The organism is Alteromonas sp. KS69 (genome assembly GCF_003989595.1).
Classification (GTDB): Bacteria; Pseudomonadota; Gammaproteobacteria; order Enterobacterales; family Alteromonadaceae; genus Alteromonas; species Alteromonas naphthalenivorans.
On the sequence record NZ_PYHU01000005.1, the window covers coordinates 456172 to 473319 of the forward strand.

Here is a 17148-nt window from a genome sequence, read left to right on the forward strand (position 1 = left end):
GAATGACACTTCTTGAATTAACCTTATGGTTGGGCTTAGGCTTTGTCGCCTTTCAGTTTTGGCGCATACGAAGTATTTCCGAATTTACTGATAGTTACCTGCGCCAGTACTGTAAAAACAATCAACTGCAACTGCTCAGTATTGCCAGAGCCAAAACCCGCATTACCTTCAACTACAGCAAGCCTGATTGGCATAATATCTTTGTGTTTGAATTTTCCGGTAATGGTGAAGACAGATACAGCGGAGAAGTGGAGTTAGTAGGCAAACATATTATAAGAACTACCTTACCACCTCACAGAGTTAATTAAGTTCTTCGGATTCGTTAGCCCGCTATAGTATTAGGTATGAACGAGATGACTATGCCGAGCGGAATGGGCGTCTTTAAACGTGAGCGTTTTAGTGGCAACGCCAAAAATTACGCAAAAAAAAGGGGTAGCCTCTCTGCTACCCCTTTTCCTGGAATTTTGAGTTTCCCTCTCTGCGTTCCTTTGCGACTAAAATCTTCCCGATTAAAATCCATATACGCCCCTTTCCATCTTCTCTCGCGTGTTCCCGTGCGAGTTACCCATCCTTGCGTAAATCCCTTTCCATTTATCCTAAGCATCCCACCTATCCTGCACGTGGGGGCCTCATCCTAAGGCTGTTCCTTGCCAGCAAAAGCTAGTGTTCCTATCCTTTCATCCTTTCTACATTACACATCCTGTGCAACTAGCTCAATCCTTAAGCGGTCCGTTCGTTCCTGAGCTGCCTTGCTCTTGCGCATCCTGCGCAAACTATCCTTGCTTAAGCCTTCCAAGCTTTCCTTTACGATATATCCTATATCTTTCCTTTTTATGACGATCCTTCGCCAAATCCTTTCTACTTCCTGTTGCGATTCCTTATCGCTTGCGCTTTCCTTGCTTGTCTCTTTGGCAATTCCATTTCAGCACGTCCGGTGCGCTTATCATCCCTGTGATGCTTCCTGCTATTCCATCTCCCCTCACTCCTGTTAAGGGATTCTCTTCCTTAAGTTGTCCAAGGTTGTCCTTAAAATCATCCTGACTCATCGTGTTTCCCTGTGACGCCATTAATAATATCCCTACCAAGAATTCCCGCTAGGCAGAATTACAATAAATTAAGGAGAAAATAAGGAGTTAATATGATCTGAAAATGAAAAACCTATAAAAATCAACAACGTTAGACTTTAGTCTAGATATAAACCACGAAAAAAAACCCACATTTCCTACACTTTTGTAGGAAATGTCGTACAAAGCTTGTCGTCATTATGACCAATTGCGAATTTTGCCGGTCATTACAGTCGCCATTAAGACGAGTATTTTCTGTACTGAGATTGATTGATGAGTATGAACCCACTAAAATACTGTACAAATAAACAGTATTTTTGAAGTGTATGCTTAAATTTATTCCTATCACTGCACAAGCGGGCATCGTAGGCTTCGAGTCGCCTGCTGCAGAATATACCGAACTAGGCTTGAGTCTAGATTCTCTGCTTATTGATAAACCTGCTGCTACCTTCATTGGCTACGCACAAGGCAAGTCGATGATGGACGATGGCATTCATGACGGCGACCTGCTGATTGTCTCAAGAGCTGAAGATATTTCTGACATGTGCATTATTGTGGCGACCTTAAACGGTGAGTTCGTCTGTAAGCGTGTAGACAAACGCCACGGCTGCTTGCGTTCTTCATCACCCTTGTACAAACCTTACTTTTTAAAAGAAGGCGATGAATTTTCAATAGAAGGGGTGGTAACGCGCTCCATTAGGCTTCACAAAAAACTCTCCCGTCGACTAGGAGGTGAGTAGTGTTTGCGCTAGTAGATGTCACTTCTATGTATGCATCGGTCGAGAAAATCTACAACCCTAATCTGCGAAACAAACCCGTTATGGTGTTGAGCAATAACGATGGCTGCGTGGTCGCAGCCTGCCCTATTGCCAAAAGATTAGGATTTAAAAAGTTCGTTCCCTATTTTCAGGTGAAAGAGGAAGCAAAAAAAGCAGGGGTTGTTGTTTGCTCGTCTAACTATGAGCTTTATGCCGATGTGTCTTCAAAAATGTTTTCTGTCATGTCTCAATTCTGTGATGAATTGCACGAATACAGTATTGATGAAGCTTTCATGCGCTTTTCGCCACGCCTACATGATAGTGAATGGCTGGCCCTAGGCTATGAGATAAGAAAAACTATTTGGCGTGAGGTAAAGCTTCCCGTGGGCGTTGGATTTGGCCCCACTCCAACCCTTGCTAAAGCAGCTAATCACGCTGCAAAAAAGCTGGACGGCTTTCGAGGTTCAGCGGTTATTAATACGCAGCAAGAAAAGCAGGCATTATTACCCCGCATGGCAGTAGCAGATGTATGGGGTATTGGTGGGCGCTTGGAAAAACGATTGATGGCCATGGGTATTAATAATGCCTATACACTGTCACAACAATCCCCCGCTAAAATGCGTAAGTATTTTTCTATTGTGCTAGAAAATACAGTGAGAGAACTTCAGGGTGAACTAAGAATGACGTGGGATGAGATAAGACCCGCTAAAAAAGAAATTTACAGCACCCGTAGTTTTGGAAAGAGAGTTACCACACAAGATGAATTGAGAGCAGCGTTAGCCACCCACGCTGAAATAGCCACTAAAAAACTACGCGCTCAACACTCACTCGCTCACAGCGCCACCTTCTTTGCGGCAAATTCGCCTCATGACGATAGCAGATATGTTAAGCAGTCGGCGCTTTCCAGCTTTGCTGTTCCTACCAATGATACTCGACATATTATTCACGCAGCGTCTGATGCGCTCAATAAACTGTTTATTCCAGGCGTGCGTTACTACAAAGTGGGTGTGGGTCTGTTGGACATTTGCGACGAAAAATATCGCCAAGACGATTTATTTACACCCAGTACGGACAACTCGGCATTAATGGCAGTGCTTGACAGTACAAACGCTAGATATGGCAGAAACACGATGCATTTTGGGGCTAGGGGCTTTCAACAAAATTTTGCCATGAAAAGAGACTTCTTAACGAAAAGAGCCACTACCCGATGGGAAGAGATCCCGCGCATTAAATGTTGATACGTCGGATAGCTTCTTTCCCGTGTTAATAGCGGTGCATGCTTTGCCTGTTGGTAACTCAAGACTGTTGAGCGAAATACGCCAGAATTTCAGCCTTGGTCATTTCTTTTGTTTTATTAGAAAAGCAATAGTAGTGCGGGCGTTGATCGCTGAAGTACTGCATATCCATTTCTAACCCATCTAGTGCTTGAAATATACCGACAGGAATATTGTACTCACCGGTCTCATTGAGCTTGTAAAATAGATGAGTACCACAGTTGCCACAAAAACCGCGAGAAGCCCAATCTGACGACCGGTGAATGCTAACGTTATTACCACTAGAGGTCGTGTCTTCGAATTTGACCTGCGTACCGCATTGTAATGCAAACAGCGCCGAACCGCCCCACTGTCTGCAAGAATCACAATGGCAAACAGTGAATTTAGGGTTAATATTCTCCGCCATTACGGTAATAGCCCCGCACAGGCAACTTCCTTGCGCACTTAGCATTTGCATACCACCTTATTTATTAAACAACGTAAAGTCCTCACCCAGTTTACGCATTTTTTATGACAATTTATGCAGGCTTTCGCCTAAACATTACATCGCCTTTTACGTGAGATAGGCTTAGCTCTCCCACCACATCATAGTTATCGTCGTTAAAAAAGGGCTTGTGTTTAGCTACTGTAACAAACACTGCTACCCCTTCACTTTTAGCATCTTCTTCCACTACGCTGTCAATAGCACCTAATAGTGTATGACCTAGTCCATGGTGTTGATAATCAGGGTGAACGGCAATAAAACTTAGCATATGAAAGTTAACCGCAGGGACTAGTGCGCGAACTTTTTCTTCTTTTTCTAGCATTTGCTTTGTGCCGAAAAGGCCAGCGGTAAGTAGCATACGCAAACGCCAATGCCAGTAACGCCCAGAACCAAATGCAGCGTCTGGCGCGGTAAGGCATGCGACCGCGAGTAGTCGCTCGCCATCGAACAGCCCTACAATAGGTTGCTCTGCCACCCAAAAAGCGTTTAACTCTTCTCTGATAGCAGAGCGCAACCGACTCTCATAACCTTCTTTTTCAGCCTGAAATATGTCGCTAAAAAGTGGATCATCTACGTACGCATTAAATAATATAGAAGCAGCAACCTTCAAATCATCTACACCAAGGTAAATGGCTTTGATAGCTTCAAGGGATGACACAAGTGGCTCTAATGCTTCATTGACCCCTTGTGCATTCATCGCTTGGCCGTCGGTTAGTGTGTCATTTGTCATAGGTGCAGCCCTCAATAATCTATAAATTAATAGTCACAGAATGCAAAAAGTGACCAATTAATGGTCACTTTACGGCAAAAACACCAAGATGTTAAATTAATGTTACTCTTAATTCATTAGGTGGTAAGCGCTATCACCCCACCCTACTAGGCCACTATCTTTAAATACTATTGGCGTACATTCATCTTTCGTTGTTATGCCATCACCCATGGTTCTTTGAGTACGATAAAACAATACGCGATAGGTACCGTCTTGCTTTTCATAAAGCTCGTTGAAATCAGCCACCCCCATTTTTCTTAATACGCTTTCATAGCTCATTCCTGTTTCAAGGTTCGAGATATGTTTGCGGTTATTGTATTCTCGGTCTTCTACATCAGTACCATAATGGCTATCACTCCCCCCACCTACAGATACCACGCAACCAGTAAGTAAGAATGATGATGCTAATGCGAGTGGTAAGATAATCGATTTCATGTGATTTCCTCTGATTTTTATCGTTTGTAGTTTTGTTATATGCAATTAGGTAATCAAGAATGAGACCAATTGTTTAAGCTTCTGATTTTAATAGCTTTAGTTAAATTTAGTGATTATTAAATTCATAACACGTGGTTTATTATATTAATTAGTGGTCAGTTTGACACAATTTATTGGTTAAAAACCCTAGCGAAATCAAGCTTAAGTGGATAAGCTGGACGTCTTGTAATTTATTGGCGAATGAAATGTCACTGCAAAATAATAATCTGCAGAAATTAATGATTGTATGTCAGCAAATGGTGCAAAAAGGGACATCGCCTTCTGTGGCACTACTTAGAGCAAAAGCGCCTTTTAAAGCATCGGTAACAGAGGCTATTGAAGCTATCAAACATTTTAATGCTGCGAATGGCGCATCAGATCCTGCATCTATTAACGGGAAGGAAGTAGAAACCATTGCGTCGCTTTCAAAACGGGTGGCGTTGCTTGAACAGCAAATGGCGATGCTACAAAAGCGGCTAGAAGCATCTATTGAGTAAGCCTAAACACTTAATAAAGTCCCTGACGTCACTAGCTTTAAACGCCACCTTCATTGGTAACGACTACATGCCGTGTCTTTTTTCAGCACGGCATGACACAAAAAACTCATTCAGCTCGTAGTGTGGCTATGAATGCCGGCAGGCTTGGCGAAATGACTTTTTGTGGTGGCCTTCCAACTTGTTCTAACACCACTTCTCCAGTGCTATTTAACACACTCAAAACAAAATCATCTTCATCGGTTAATGCAAAAAAGAGTGTTGGCGCTTGTTTCAGTCTCTTTTTCATTAATAGGTGTCCAATTAAATTTTGTTGAAGCCGCTCAAAGTCTTCTTCATTCCAAACTTGCAATAACTCACAAGCCCCATGCTCTGCAGCTACTGGTAAATTGTTACTGAAAAATTGGGTAAAGAACTGACAAAAATCAGCGTTGAGCTTAATGTCTAATGCCTCTTCAACATTCTTAAAACTTAGCGCAGACTGCTGACTGTCACTTTGGCGCTTGGGCTCCCACGGTACCAATTCACCCTCATCACCCTGCTTTAAGTAGCAAGGTGAGGGCCATTGACTATCATAAGGTATAGTCAGCAGACTGCCACTGCGCTCATGATGGGAAGTGAAAGCACCGATAAGTTGGGTTAATTCATTACTAATTGTTAAGGCCATTATGGGGTTACACCAATATTTTTGAGGTACACTATAGGTATAAGGTGCCAAGTTCAAGTAAGACGGCACATCTAAAACGGTTAGAATATATAGGTAAATATGACTTCGAAGGTAAACGATAAAATTTCTATTTCAGCGCCCAAGGATCTTTCATTGGGGAAGCAGGTTGAATATGAATTTCATTACAACCCTAACCTACTTCAGGGCGTACCCCGTAGCTTAAGCCGAGATACGTTATCGTTGAACGCTGAAGCCCTGCCCTTTACAGGTATTGATACATGGACTGGGTATGAATTGTCTTGGCTCAACAAAAAAGGAAAGCCTCACGTAGCCTTGCTTGAATGTAATGTACCTATTACTTCTGCAAATCTCATAGAGTCGAAGTCATTCAAGTTATATTTAAATAGCTTTAATCAAACCGCTTTTGAAAGCCCTGAAGATGTGCGAGCCACACTGGCATCCGACCTATCAAAATGTGCGGGTGAGCCCGTGATGGTCAGCTTAACGCTTCCCAATCAATTCAATACATTAACTTTTAAAGAATTTGAAGGTGTACTGCTTGATGAACTTGATATCTCAGTTGAAACTTACGAGCCTGACACATCGCTGTTAAAAGTAACGGACGAGAAAAAGGCTGAAAGTTTGGTTTCCCACTTACTTAAATCGAATTGCCTTATTACCAGTCAGCCTGACTGGGCCAGTGTGCAAATTCGTTATGAAGGGAGAAGCATAGATCACGAAGGCTTACTAAAATATTTGATTAGCTTCAGGCAGCACAATGAATTTCATGAACAGTGTGTAGAGCGAATTTACTGTGACATTATGCAACACTGCCAACCTGAGAAGTTGACAGTATGCGCGCGTTACACAAGACGTGGAGGGCTCGACATAAACCCTTTCCGCTCTAATTTTGAAACGCCCTACGCAAATAAAAGGCAAGCTCGCCAATAATTTAGCGCACAGATTTAATAGAATCATTAAATGTGCAGGATGACTTCACCTAAGGTTGAGTAAACAACAATTATGGACGCCAAACAGCTTCAAACTTATAAGCAACACAATACGCTACTTTCACAATTTATCGTTCGCTTGTCTGCCTTTTATGAAGGGTTTTCCGACAAAGTTGATAGCGAACTACAAATATTGAGAGGGCATTTGTCCGGCACGCCAAACTTTACTCTTGCTACGGTAAGCATCAACAAGCTTAATAGCGCGCTTCAACATCAAGAACTGACATTAAAAAAATACAGTATTGAAACTGTGGCTTTGCTGGAAAGTGCAACTAAGCGTCTTCAAAAAGTAGTGTTTGAAGATGAAGTGCTTCAAAAACGAGCCACACAGCAATTGATAACTCTGAACCAGCCGGTAGGGGATATTTTTAGTATTTACAAGCTATTCCAGCAGGCTATTGAGTTGCATCATGCGGCATTGGCGAGTAGTGCAGCCAGTGAGCTTGAAGCTGGAAAGAATAAGGGTGAAGCACCTGCACTGGAAAATAGTAAAGAAAGCAATAAAGACAATACGGTGAACCCGCTTTATAAGTCTATTTTAGAGGAACTAAACCAACTTATTGCCAGCTATGCCCAGCGCCAACCTGACGACTGTCAATTAGTTGATATACAGAAAAAACTGACGGAAGGTATGTCGGAAGACCAATTGCTTAAAAGCTGTGTTGTTATCCTTCGAATGATAGTACAAGACGCCATGGCTGAGGCCAGCCTAACTGGCAAGGTTATTCAAAGCTTGCATAACTCCATAGGCAAAATGGGAGGAGACATTCAGCTAAGCATGGAAAATAGCCGGACTCAGTTTGAGCAACGACAAGTCGGTAATGCGCAGCTTCAGTCGCATATTGAAAGTATTGAAGAGGCGGTATCACACAGCGACTCTTTGGAGTCTCTAAAAGAACACACACAATTCTGTGTTCAAAATATTGCCAGCACATTGAATGAACAAGCGCAATTAGACTCACAAGGTCAAGCATCGTTAATGGGGTTACTTGGCTCAATGCAAAGCAGAATTGAGCAGCTGCAAAAACAAACCCTAACCTATAAAAAGAAACTGGCTGAGCAAATGATGCTGAGCCAAACCGACCCGCTTACCCGCTTACCTAATCGCCAAGCTTACAATGAAAAGTTATCGAAAGCAGTTCAGTCTTGGCAAGATAACGGTGATGATTTAGCGGTGGCCGTCATCGATATAGACCACTTTAAGTCAATCAACGACCGTTTCGGTCATGCTGCCGGCGATAAAACACTACAAGTGGTAGGAAAGAACCTTAAACAACAATTAACAGAGAACACCTTTATGGCGCGCTGGGGCGGTGAAGAATTTGTTTTACTTCTACCCGGTATGAATAAACAAAAAGTCATCAGTTTACTTGAAACCATGAGAACGAAACTGGCCTCTTTACCGTTTAAGTTTAAGCAAGAAAAAGTCACTATAACGGCATCATTTGGTGCTTCATTTTTCAATAAAGGTGACACCCCAGACGCTGTTTTTGAACGTGCTGATAACTTGCTCTACCAAGCTAAAAATAGCGGTCGCAACCGCGTTATTACTGACAGAGACGAATAAGTATGAAGAAAGTGCAGTTAAATCCTGTTGGTTGGATGAGTCAGTTGTCGCAAATTGAAGTGGCTCAATTACAAGATACAACAAATAGTGCACTGTATGGCATGTTCAGAAACTGTTGCTTAGCAGTACTAAATAGTGGTGTCGATGAAGATGATTACGAAGTGCTTTTTGCGCCTTACGAAAATTTCGATATCAAGCTGGTACGTAGAGAACGCGGCGTTAAAATTGAATTGGTAAATCCACCAGAAGTTGCTTTTGTGGATGACACTTTAGTTACTGGTGTACATGAGCACATCTTTGCCGTGCTTCGCGATCTGCTTTATATGGGTAATAAGTATGCGTTTACCCACAAAAGTGCGCCAGCCGATAGTGTGAGCATTACCGACATGGTGTTTGACATGTTGCGCCATGCACAGGCACTTGAAGGAAACGATAGCCTTAATACGGTGGTGTGCTGGGGCGGGCATTCTATTAATCTAACTGAGTATAAATATACAAAAGAAGTGGGCTACCAGTTAGGGCTCAGAGAAATGAATATTTGTACAGGCTGTGGCCCAGGTGCAATGAAAGGGCCCATGAAAGGGGCTACCATTGGGCATGCTAAACAACGATATAAGGAAGGCCGTTACATTGGTATCTCTGAACCTAGCATTATCGCAGCAGAGCCACCCAATGCGATTGTTAATGAACTCGTCATCATGCCAGATATTGAAAAGCGCCTTGAGGCCTTTGTTCGCCTAGCCCACGGCATTGTGATTTTCCCCGGCGGCGTTGGCACCGCTGAGGAGTTACTTTATCTGCTTGGCATATTAATGAATGAACGAAATGCCCAGCAGCCCTTCCCTGTCATCCTTACCGGTCCAGCGGGTTCTGAGACTTACTTTGAAGCCATTGATGAATTCATCGGTACGACGATAGGGAAAGAAGCACAGAGCAAATACCAGATCATTGTTGACGATCCTGAAGAAGTTGCTCGGGTTATGCGCACAGGGCTTGGGAGAGTTAAAAAGTACCGAGAAGCAATGGGCGATGCCTACAGCTTTAATTGGTCACTAAAGATAGAAGAAGACTTTCAGCGTCCATTTATTCCTACGCATCAAACCATGTCAGATTTAGCGTTACATCATGATCAGGATAATGCTTCGCTAGCGATAGCGCTAAGGCAAGCATTCTCAGGTATTGTGGCTGGTAACGTTAAGGCAGAAGGGATTCAGCACATTAAACAGCATGGGCCATTTAGGCTGACAGGTGATGCAACGTTGATGGAGCGGGTTGATACACTATTAGAATCTTTTGTTTCTCAACAGAGAATGAAGCTTCCCGGCTCTGCATACACACCGTGCTATACCATTGAGAAATAGCTAGACGCATTTCCTTACGTTTAACACTTACCGTCCATGAACTTTTTACGGTACACTGTAGACTTAAGTAGTTATTCAAATAAAGGAACTGCGAAATTACAGTTTGTAACCTATATACATGTTGTAAATTGTTTATTTTAGCGCAGAAAAACGAAAAGTTAGGGTTATGAACTCCAAGGTAATTCGACTCATTTTTGCTGGCATAGCATTGTATGCAGCTTTTGTATTTCTAGTGATTTCAGTTTATCCCGATAAACCTGAAAATATGGACTGGAAAGATCGCGAAGAATATAACCGCGTGCAAATTACCAAATTAAAGCTGGGTAGCACCCGAGAGGAAGTGCTGGCCTTGCTTGGTTCGCCTGATATTACCGAAGCCAAACGACAAAATGAAAATGCTATTCAAGTGATGTTTTACCGTACACAGCACGTTCGTGCAGATGGTTTAACCACGCAAGACGAATGCACGCCATTATTGTTTGAAAATGAGAAATTAATTGCGTGGGGCGACGGGGCGTATTCAAGTTACCAGCAAAGCTAGCCAAATGGAGCTCAATGATGCTTCTGAGCTTTCTGACGCTCTGCTTTCGCTACCTGCACTGACTTCATCGCCTCAAGACACTGTTAATACCTGTCTTCAGCGAGCTAAGCTTACACTTTCATTTACTCAAACCCACCCCGCCATTCCTTTAGCACTTCAAAAGTGTACGAGTGACATTGATACTCTCACCCGGCATATGTTGAACCTAGCACTGTTTGGCAAACTCAATAACTATAACGACCACTTTTTACAGCATATTATTGCGGCCCACTTGGCTACGTATTATTTAGTCGCTTCTAATCTAGCTTCTTCTAATGTGGCTAATACCTCAAAAGGCCAGATAATTAGTCAAAAAAAAGCGTTACTTACGTTCATTAACGACCATAACCTCACCATGTGGCGACAGATTATCGCGTTACAAAAAGTGCTTTTCAGCTCACAATCCATAAAACATATTGGCGAAGCAAAATTAACCTCACTGCAACGCATAAGCCTAATAACCAGTGTGTTTTCTTATTGTACTGACAGTCACTCGAGGTCGAGTCTTCTGGCGTTTATCGCTCAGCGTGTACCCACCATGCAGCGAACTTTCTTGCATCCTATTGCATCACTCATTTCAATACCTTCACCTGGAGCTAGGGTATACGTAAAAGCGCACCCCGCTATTGTGATAGATATACAAAAACAGCATGCGCTTGTTCATTCACCAAGTAGGAATGAGGACGAGAAAATACTATGGGTTAAGCGTAATACCCTTTTAGCCCCTAAAGAGCTGTATCTGAGCTTTGAAGATTTCTCAGATCAATATCTAGCTTGTGAGAACGCCCGAAGCGTGAAAGGAGAGCAGCCTTTTTTACCCACAACCTTCCCTATTCAGCGCCCCCCCTTAGCCCTGATAGAGATTATTGATGAATTGCAAAAAGCTGATGTGGATGTACCTAATTTATGTCAAAAGGTAGAGAAGGTACCCAGCTTCCAGCAGTTCTTGCTTTCCACTGCTAGCCTAGACAATCGCCTTAAACTCCCGGTTACAAGCCTTAAACAAGCAATATTAACCTATGGTTTGGAAAGAGTGGGCGATATGCTGGTACAACATGCCTTAATAGAACGCTTAACCCAACATCAATATCCATTGCTTGCCATCAGCAAACAATTTACCTCTTTGGCGTGTGGTATTGCAGCGCAGTTAGCATCAATAACAAAAACCAAATTTACCCCTCAATCTGCCGCTCTAGTGACCACATTTTTGTGTGCGCCTTTATTCACGCTGCCAGGATTAAAAGTAGCGACTCAACTACCCGTTAATCACAAAGACTACTTTCAGATAGATAACGCTTTCAAGGTTAAAGGCGTTTCTTCATGGCATATTATTTCAGGTGAACTTGCAGGAAATTGGCACCAAAGTGCGACATGGCGAGCAGTGATTCACCAGTCTGGTCGGCGCCACGCAGAGGTGGCCGCTTCTTTGAAAAAGGAACATGCCATTTTACAACTGTCTTTCGGTCTTGCCAGAGAATACTTATTCCCGTTGAAGGTGCGAGATACCGCCACTGACAACACCTTCGATACACTGCGAAGAACCATAGACTTGAAAAGTGAAGACGTTTGCCGCGTGATGGAAGGACTCGGCGAATATCTGTTTTGCCCACTTAATTTGCACTAGTAAAATTAATCTTTACGAATGGCTATAACTTAGCCCCGCTATCGTATAAAATACGCCGCTTAGCGCCGCTTCAATGAGCTCCCCCTAATTTTCATAACAATAACAAGATGAGGCGGTCTTCTTTGGCGCGTTTCGCTCGCTAAGCTAAAATGTAGTAAACCTAACGATTTTGACAATAGAATTATCAGAGGATCCTTCCACATGACTCAGCAACACATTACAGTCATTCGCGGTGACGGCATTGGCCCAGACATTATTGATGCAACCACTAAAATTTTAGATAAAGTTGGCTGTGATTTTGCCTATGACTACGCAGATGCAGGCTTAGTTGCCCTTGAAGAGCATGGTGAACTTCTACCACAAGCAACACTAGACCTTATTGCTAAAAATAAAGTGGCACTTAAAGGCCCACTAACTACACCAGTTGGCGAAGGTTTCACATCAATTAACGTTAGCTTACGTAAACAATTTAAACTTTACGCAAACTTACGCCCAGTGATCTCGTTCAAAGGCACTAAAGCGCGTTACGAAGATATTGATATCATTACCGTGCGTGAAAACACTCAAGGTATGTATTCGGGTCTTGGACAAGTGGTTTCAGAAGACGGTAACGAAGCTGAAGCGATGAGTAAAATCACCCGTGACGGCGCTGAAAAAATTGTAACCTTCGCATACGAATTAGCGCGTCGTGAAGGCCGTAAGAAAGTTACTGCCGTTCACAAAGCTAATATCTTGAAGTCTACTTCGGGTTTATTTCTAAAAGTAGCTCGTGAAGTGGGCGAACGTTACCCAGATATCGAATCTACAGAAATGATTGTAGATAATACCTGTATGCAGTTGGTAATGAACCCACATCAGTTCGACGTAATTGTTACGACTAACTTATTCGGTGATATCCTTTCTGACCTGTGTGCAGGACTTGTTGGCGGCCTTGGTATGGCTCCTGGTGCTAACATTGGTGAAGACTGTGCTATTTTCGAAGCTGTTCACGGTTCTGCTCCTGATATTGCAGGTAAGAACTTGGCTAACCCAACATCAGTTATTCTTGCAGCGGCTCAAATGCTTGAATACTTGAACATGGGTGATAAAGCAGAAAAGATTCGTAGCGCATTAAAAGATGTTATTGAAACTGGCGACCGCACTACTCGCGACCTTGGTGGTGAAGCCGGTACAAATGAATTTACTCAAGCGTTAATTGACCGCCTTTAAGGCTAAATAGACCTCATTGATAAAGCGGGCTTCAAGCCCGCTTTTTTGTATCTGTCTCTTACTGCATACATTCTTCTCTTTTCTCCTCCCTCACACAAAAAAGAAAAAACGCCTTAAGCTAGTGATGGCCGTCTGACAAAACTGTCCCAAAACTGGTCTTTTCATATTTGTCTCTGTAGGTAACATCAACGCTGTACAAATGGTGTACACCCAAACAAGGAATGACAATGAAAAGACAATTAACAAGCTTACTGGTTTTATCTGCGCTATTTATTTACACACCAGGCATATCGGCTGCCCCATTAGATAATGATGCTTCATCATCGATGGTAAGTGTTGGTATCGCGACAAAAATCGACCTTAATATCGCGAGTATTGAAGAGCTTCAAACATTACCCGGCGTAGGTATTTCTAAGGCAAAAGCGATTATCGCTTACCGTCAAGATGTTGGACCGTTTTTAGAAGTTGCCCAAATAACTGAAGTAAAGGGCATTGGTGAAAAGATGCTATCTAAGTTACAGGGTTATGTTGTAGTAAAAGACTAAAAAACACAATTGGTGTTACTCAGTTTGGAAGACACGCACAAAAAAGCGCGCCATGAGCGCGCTTTTAAATAGCTGTAATTTTAGATACTGTGATCCTAGATACTGTAACCCTAGATGCTAAGACTAGCAATATACTCTTTAAATTCTTGGCCTAACGCTGGGTGTCTAAGCGCGTACTCTACGTTAGCTTTCATGTAACCTAGTTTACTACCACAATCATGGCTCTTACCTTTCATGTAGTAAGCGTCAACCTGTTCAACCTTCATTAATGCATCGATAGCATCTGTAAGTTGAATTTCATCGCCGGCACCAGGAGGAGTGAACTCTAGTAAGTCCCAAATCTTCTCAGATAGCACGTAACGACCCACGACAGCTAAATCAGACGGTGCTTCATCAAGCGCAGGTTTTTCTACCATTTTGTGGATTTTCGCAGACTCACCGGGCTCAATTGCGGCGCCATCAAGGTCAGCAATACCAAATTTAGTTACATCTTCTTGAGGAACTTGCTCGACCATAACTTGGCTAACACGGGTGGTATTAAACTTAGCAACCATGTCTGCAAGGTTATCTTTTTTCGGATCACTTGCTGCATCGTCAATAATCACATCGGGTAATACTACCGCAAAAGGTGCATCACCAATGATAGGACGGGCACACAATACAGCGTGACCGAGACCATTCGCTACACCTTGGCGTATATGCATGATGGTGACATCTTTCGGACAAATTGACTGTACTTCTTCAAGTATCTGACGCTTAACACGCTTTTCCAATGTGGCTTCAAGCTCAAAAGACGTATCGAAATGGTTTTCAATACTGTTCTTACTAGCGTGGGTTACCAATATAATTTCTTTTATCCCTGCTGCGACACATTCTTTCACAACATATTGAATAAGTGGCTTATCTACCACTGGAAGCATTTCCTTAGGAATTGCTTTTGTAGCAGGAAGCATTCGGGTACCTAGACCCGCAACTGGAATAACGGCTTTCTTTACTTGACTCATAATTTAATGTCCTTGTACTGATAATCCTCAACCTAAAATGATGTATGCAATCCACATTCCATACTCACAATTTCATTTTGGCTCGAAACGGTTACGCTTTAATAAAACTCAAAGTTCACTTCACTATGATTTCTATTATAAAAATAAAAAGCTTCATCATGAAGCACATATTTCAATTCATATCACATATAACTGGTGCTAATCAGCGCAACATCATTGAAAAATAATGTTTTTGAAATAAAAGGATTTGGCTAATCAACGCCCCTTTTTAATTCAGCGATATGCACCAAAAATTATCACCTGCACATCTTTAGTGAAAGCTTACATTCGTTAAGCAGTGCTTTTAGAATTCCAACTAAAACCATTGCATAAACAACGTAAAGCCTACTTTATACTAGGCTCTTGAATCTTTCCTTTCTTCGCACTAATACCGTCGGCCAGCCCTTTCAATAAATAATGCCCACGCTTCTTCCCATCAGGAAAATAGAATCGATTGACAATATAACGTAGCGGTATTGCGGGAAGATGACGGCACTTCCAATAAAGTGGTACATATCCCCTTCGCGCTAAGAGTAATACGTTCCTCATTTGATAGTAAAGTCGAATGGGTGCGCCTTGCTTGAATGTTAGGCCTAGCACCTTTACACGATCATCGCCCTGACGGTGCGGCATGCATACTGATAAAGACTGAAATATAGAAAAACCGAGCTTATTGGCGCGCCAGCACCACTCATGATCCACACCGTCTATGAATAAGCCTGTTTCTTTATTTCCGACTTTAGAAAATGCTGAAGAAGATAGCATCATACCTGAAGCAATAATTTGTTTTACTTCTCTAACCTTGCTATCGATTTGACGTCCCTTTTGAACTCGGCCTACGGCAACCTTATCAGTAAATTGACAATGTATTGAAGGGCCAAGTGCCGCTATTTTATGGGAACGCTCAAGCTCGTGGTACTGAGCTAATAAGTCTACTGCCATATTTACCGTAAATAGACTATCTTGATCTAGCACCACCGCATGTGAAAGACCATTTTTAAATAGATAATTGAGGCCTACATTCTGAGCCTCGGCAATGCCTACGTTTTCAGGATAATGGAAGTACTGGCAGTGAGAAGAAAGCGATAAGACAGTTTTTTCAGAAGAATTGTCGACTAATACAATCGGCCATTCACAGTGAATGAACCCATCGATGAGTGATTGCACATGTTGAATATCAGGGTGATAAAGTACAACGACAATTCCACAGTTCAATGTTTACCAAACCTATCCAATAAATGACGATCGAGTTTATACGCTAATTTAACGACTTTACCTGGCATCAATCGAAGCGCTAGCACACCACATGCATATGCAGCATTGTAAGGCGTTAACTTTTTTAGTTTAAGCATGGCATTGAACCTTGCTCTAAATTCGTTGAGTGATTTACTAAAGCCTCTACGCTTATAAAAGTTGTTTACGCGTCTGAAGTTCAATAAACGATCTTTAAGGTTTCTAAATACAAAGCCGTTAGAAGCCAGGGTTACCCAAAGAAAATAGTCTTGTGTGTTCATTAGGTTGCTGTCGTATCTATAACCCTGTTCAAACACCGTGTAACGTATTACTACAGTTGGATGATTCAGTGAGCACCGCCGTGGTAATATGCTGACAATTTGCTTGTGAGATGAAGGCATAACTCGCGCCCCCACTTTGCCACCATGCTCGTTTATTTCTGTCAGTGCTGAACCCAGTACTGATATATAAGCATGCTTTCGCAAGTAACTTATTTGCCGTGCGAGTCGAGTAGAAATCGAGATATCATCCGCATCCATTCTCACGAAGTAGGAAGGGTTCAACGATAATCCCCATTCAGCCGCTTTGTTCATGCAGCTAGCCAAACCAGGTTTAGTCACATTTTGGGCTAGTATAATCCTATGATCAGAAAAGGCTTTATCTTTGAGTTTATTCATCATCTTAACGGAGATTTCCCCGTCAATTACAATGGTAAAGACAAAGTCTTGATAGGTCTGATTGAGGATACTATCAATTGCTTGCTCTACCCACTCAACCTTGTCTCCCCCGTAAACCGCCATGGCGACTAAGGTTTCAACACGTTTTTTCTTATAGTTGTTGTGAAGAATTGAAAGGTTTGAGTCCAAACAGAATTACCAATTTTAAAGCGTTGATACATGGGAAAGTAAAAGAAAAGCGCTTTCTAATCTTATTACACCGGCGTTCGAAATTTGTTTCTAGCATTCAATTTATCAACGCATTAGAAATATTAC

General features: G+C 42.3%; 19 protein-coding genes. 11 read left to right on the plus strand and 8 right to left on the minus strand.

Going from position 1 to position 17148, the window contains the following annotated elements:
• Positions 1-2 precede the first annotated feature (2 nt).
• The gene (locus tag C7Y69_RS05365; RefSeq protein WP_013785197.1) at positions 3-308 is read left to right on the plus strand and encodes a DUF3301 domain-containing protein; all 306 of its coding nucleotides are present in this window, start codon (positions 3-5) and stop codon (positions 306-308) included.
• Positions 309-878: 570 nt separating this feature from the next.
• Here the strand turns inward: C7Y69_RS05365 and C7Y69_RS21510 are convergent.
• Positions 879-1046 carry a hypothetical protein gene (locus C7Y69_RS21510; protein WP_158306774.1) on the minus strand — a complete coding sequence of 56 codons (168 nt, stop codon included), beginning with the start codon at positions 1044-1046 and terminating at the stop codon, positions 879-881.
• Positions 1047-1390: 344 nt separating this feature from the next.
• Between C7Y69_RS21510 and C7Y69_RS05370 the strand changes: the two genes are divergently transcribed.
• Complete coding sequence (locus C7Y69_RS05370; protein WP_013785200.1) at positions 1391-1804, plus strand: LexA family protein; 414 nt, start codon at positions 1391-1393, stop codon at positions 1802-1804.
• Positions 1804-3060, plus strand: coding sequence for a Y-family DNA polymerase (locus C7Y69_RS05375; RefSeq protein WP_013785201.1), 1257 nt, complete (start codon positions 1804-1806; stop codon positions 3058-3060). Before C7Y69_RS05370 ends, C7Y69_RS05375 begins: the two co-directional genes overlap by 1 nt.
• Before the next feature lie 58 nt (positions 3061-3118).
• Here the strand turns inward: C7Y69_RS05375 and C7Y69_RS05380 are convergent, their stop codons facing one another.
• The 3 genes from C7Y69_RS05380 to C7Y69_RS05390 all read right to left on the minus strand — a co-directional run bounded on the left by C7Y69_RS05380 (position 3119) and on the right by C7Y69_RS05390 (position 4784).
• Complete coding sequence (locus C7Y69_RS05380; protein WP_126872031.1) at positions 3119-3547, minus strand: GFA family protein; 429 nt, start codon at positions 3545-3547, stop codon at positions 3119-3121.
• A 67-nt stretch (positions 3548-3614) separates the two neighbouring features.
• Positions 3615-4277 carry a GNAT family N-acetyltransferase gene (locus C7Y69_RS05385; protein WP_126872084.1) on the minus strand — a complete coding sequence of 221 codons (663 nt, stop codon included), beginning with the start codon at positions 4275-4277 and terminating at the stop codon, positions 3615-3617.
• Positions 4278-4418: 141 nt separating this feature from the next.
• The gene (locus tag C7Y69_RS05390) at positions 4419-4784 is read right to left on the minus strand and encodes a DUF3192 domain-containing protein (RefSeq protein ID WP_013785204.1); all 366 of its coding nucleotides are present in this window, start codon (positions 4782-4784) and stop codon (positions 4419-4421) included.
• Positions 4785-5029: 245 nt separating this feature from the next.
• Here C7Y69_RS05390 and C7Y69_RS05395 point away from each other — a divergent pair, with 245 nt between their 5' ends.
• Positions 5030-5320, plus strand: coding sequence for a hypothetical protein (locus C7Y69_RS05395; protein ID WP_013785205.1), 291 nt, complete (start codon positions 5030-5032; stop codon positions 5318-5320).
• A gap of 106 nt (positions 5321-5426) precedes the next feature.
• Here the strand turns inward: C7Y69_RS05395 and syd are convergent, their stop codons facing one another.
• Positions 5427-5984 carry a SecY-interacting protein gene (syd, locus tag C7Y69_RS05400; protein ID WP_013785206.1) on the minus strand — a complete coding sequence of 186 codons (558 nt, stop codon included), beginning with the start codon at positions 5982-5984 and terminating at the stop codon, positions 5427-5429.
• 99 nt (positions 5985-6083) lie between these two features.
• On the opposite strand from syd, the gene queF reads away from it, so the two are divergent.
• From queF to C7Y69_RS05435, 7 genes are all read left to right on the plus strand, one after another.
• Positions 6084-6935, plus strand: coding sequence for an NADPH-dependent 7-cyano-7-deazaguanine reductase QueF (gene queF, locus C7Y69_RS05405; protein WP_013785207.1), 852 nt, complete (start codon positions 6084-6086; stop codon positions 6933-6935).
• A 72-nt stretch (positions 6936-7007) separates the two neighbouring features.
• Positions 7008-8561 carry a GGDEF domain-containing protein gene (locus C7Y69_RS05410; protein WP_126872032.1) on the plus strand — a complete coding sequence of 518 codons (1554 nt, stop codon included), beginning with the start codon at positions 7008-7010 and terminating at the stop codon, positions 8559-8561.
• Positions 8562-8563: 2 nt separating this feature from the next.
• Positions 8564-9922, plus strand: a complete 1359-nt coding sequence (ppnN, locus tag C7Y69_RS05415; RefSeq protein ID WP_041452576.1) for a nucleotide 5'-monophosphate nucleosidase PpnN — start codon at positions 8564-8566, stop codon at positions 9920-9922.
• A gap of 166 nt (positions 9923-10088) precedes the next feature.
• A complete protein-coding gene (locus C7Y69_RS05420; protein ID WP_013785210.1) occupies positions 10089-10463 on the plus strand; it encodes a DUF3192 domain-containing protein in 375 nt (124 codons plus the stop codon).
• Positions 10420-12126: a histidine kinase gene (locus C7Y69_RS05425; protein WP_126872033.1), complete on the plus strand. Its 1707-nt coding sequence runs from the start codon at positions 10420-10422 to the stop codon at positions 12124-12126. The genes C7Y69_RS05420 and C7Y69_RS05425 overlap by 44 nt, the downstream gene beginning before the upstream one ends.
• A gap of 201 nt (positions 12127-12327) precedes the next feature.
• Positions 12328-13335, plus strand: a complete 1008-nt coding sequence (locus C7Y69_RS05430) for an isocitrate dehydrogenase (protein ID WP_013785212.1) — start codon at positions 12328-12330, stop codon at positions 13333-13335.
• Between the two features lie 227 nt (positions 13336-13562).
• Entirely contained in the window at positions 13563-13880 is a 318-nt protein-coding gene (locus tag C7Y69_RS05435) for a ComEA family DNA-binding protein (protein WP_013785213.1), read from the plus strand.
• 110 nt (positions 13881-13990) lie between these two features.
• Here the strand turns inward: C7Y69_RS05435 and galU are convergent, their stop codons facing one another.
• The 3 genes from galU to C7Y69_RS05450 all read right to left on the minus strand — a co-directional run bounded on the left by galU (position 13991) and on the right by C7Y69_RS05450 (position 17022).
• A complete protein-coding gene (galU, locus tag C7Y69_RS05440) occupies positions 13991-14884 on the minus strand; it encodes a UTP--glucose-1-phosphate uridylyltransferase GalU (RefSeq protein WP_013785214.1) in 894 nt (297 codons plus the stop codon).
• A gap of 384 nt (positions 14885-15268) precedes the next feature.
• Complete coding sequence (locus C7Y69_RS05445; RefSeq protein ID WP_126872034.1) at positions 15269-16138, minus strand: glycosyltransferase family 2 protein; 870 nt, start codon at positions 16136-16138, stop codon at positions 15269-15271.
• On the minus strand, positions 16135-17022 hold the full coding sequence (locus tag C7Y69_RS05450) for a glycosyltransferase (protein WP_013785216.1): 888 nt from the start codon (positions 17020-17022) through the stop codon (positions 16135-16137). Before C7Y69_RS05450 ends, C7Y69_RS05445 begins: the two co-directional genes overlap by 4 nt.
• Positions 17023-17148: the final 126 nt, after the last annotated feature.

Coding starts and splice junctions, on each gene's coding strand:
- galU (WP_013785214.1), bottom strand. CDS start 14,884: ATGAGTCAAGTAAAGAAAGCCGTTATTCCAGTTGCGGGTCTAGGTACC.
- C7Y69_RS05395 (WP_013785205.1), top strand. CDS start 5,030: ATGTCACTGCAAAATAATAATCTGCAGAAATTAATGATTGTATGTCAG.
- C7Y69_RS05370 (WP_013785200.1), top strand. CDS start 1,391: ATGCTTAAATTTATTCCTATCACTGCACAAGCGGGCATCGTAGGCTTC.
- C7Y69_RS05365 (WP_013785197.1), top strand. CDS start 3: ATGACACTTCTTGAATTAACCTTATGGTTGGGCTTAGGCTTTGTCGCC.
- C7Y69_RS05385 (WP_126872084.1), bottom strand. CDS start 4,277: ATGAATGCACAAGGGGTCAATGAAGCATTAGAGCCACTTGTGTCATCC.
- queF (WP_013785207.1), top strand. CDS start 6,084: ATGACTTCGAAGGTAAACGATAAAATTTCTATTTCAGCGCCCAAGGAT.
- syd (WP_013785206.1), bottom strand. CDS start 5,984: ATGGCCTTAACAATTAGTAATGAATTAACCCAACTTATCGGTGCTTTC.
- C7Y69_RS05430 (WP_013785212.1), top strand. CDS start 12,328: ATGACTCAGCAACACATTACAGTCATTCGCGGTGACGGCATTGGCCCA.
- C7Y69_RS05420 (WP_013785210.1), top strand. CDS start 10,089: ATGAACTCCAAGGTAATTCGACTCATTTTTGCTGGCATAGCATTGTAT.
- C7Y69_RS21510 (WP_158306774.1), bottom strand. CDS start 1,046: ATGAGTCAGGATGATTTTAAGGACAACCTTGGACAACTTAAGGAAGAG.
- C7Y69_RS05390 (WP_013785204.1), bottom strand. CDS start 4,784: ATGAAATCGATTATCTTACCACTCGCATTAGCATCATCATTCTTACTT.
- ppnN (WP_041452576.1), top strand. CDS start 8,564: ATGAAGAAAGTGCAGTTAAATCCTGTTGGTTGGATGAGTCAGTTGTCG.
- C7Y69_RS05410 (WP_126872032.1), top strand. CDS start 7,008: ATGGACGCCAAACAGCTTCAAACTTATAAGCAACACAATACGCTACTT.
- C7Y69_RS05380 (WP_126872031.1), bottom strand. CDS start 3,547: ATGCTAAGTGCGCAAGGAAGTTGCCTGTGCGGGGCTATTACCGTAATG.
- C7Y69_RS05435 (WP_013785213.1), top strand. CDS start 13,563: ATGAAAAGACAATTAACAAGCTTACTGGTTTTATCTGCGCTATTTATT.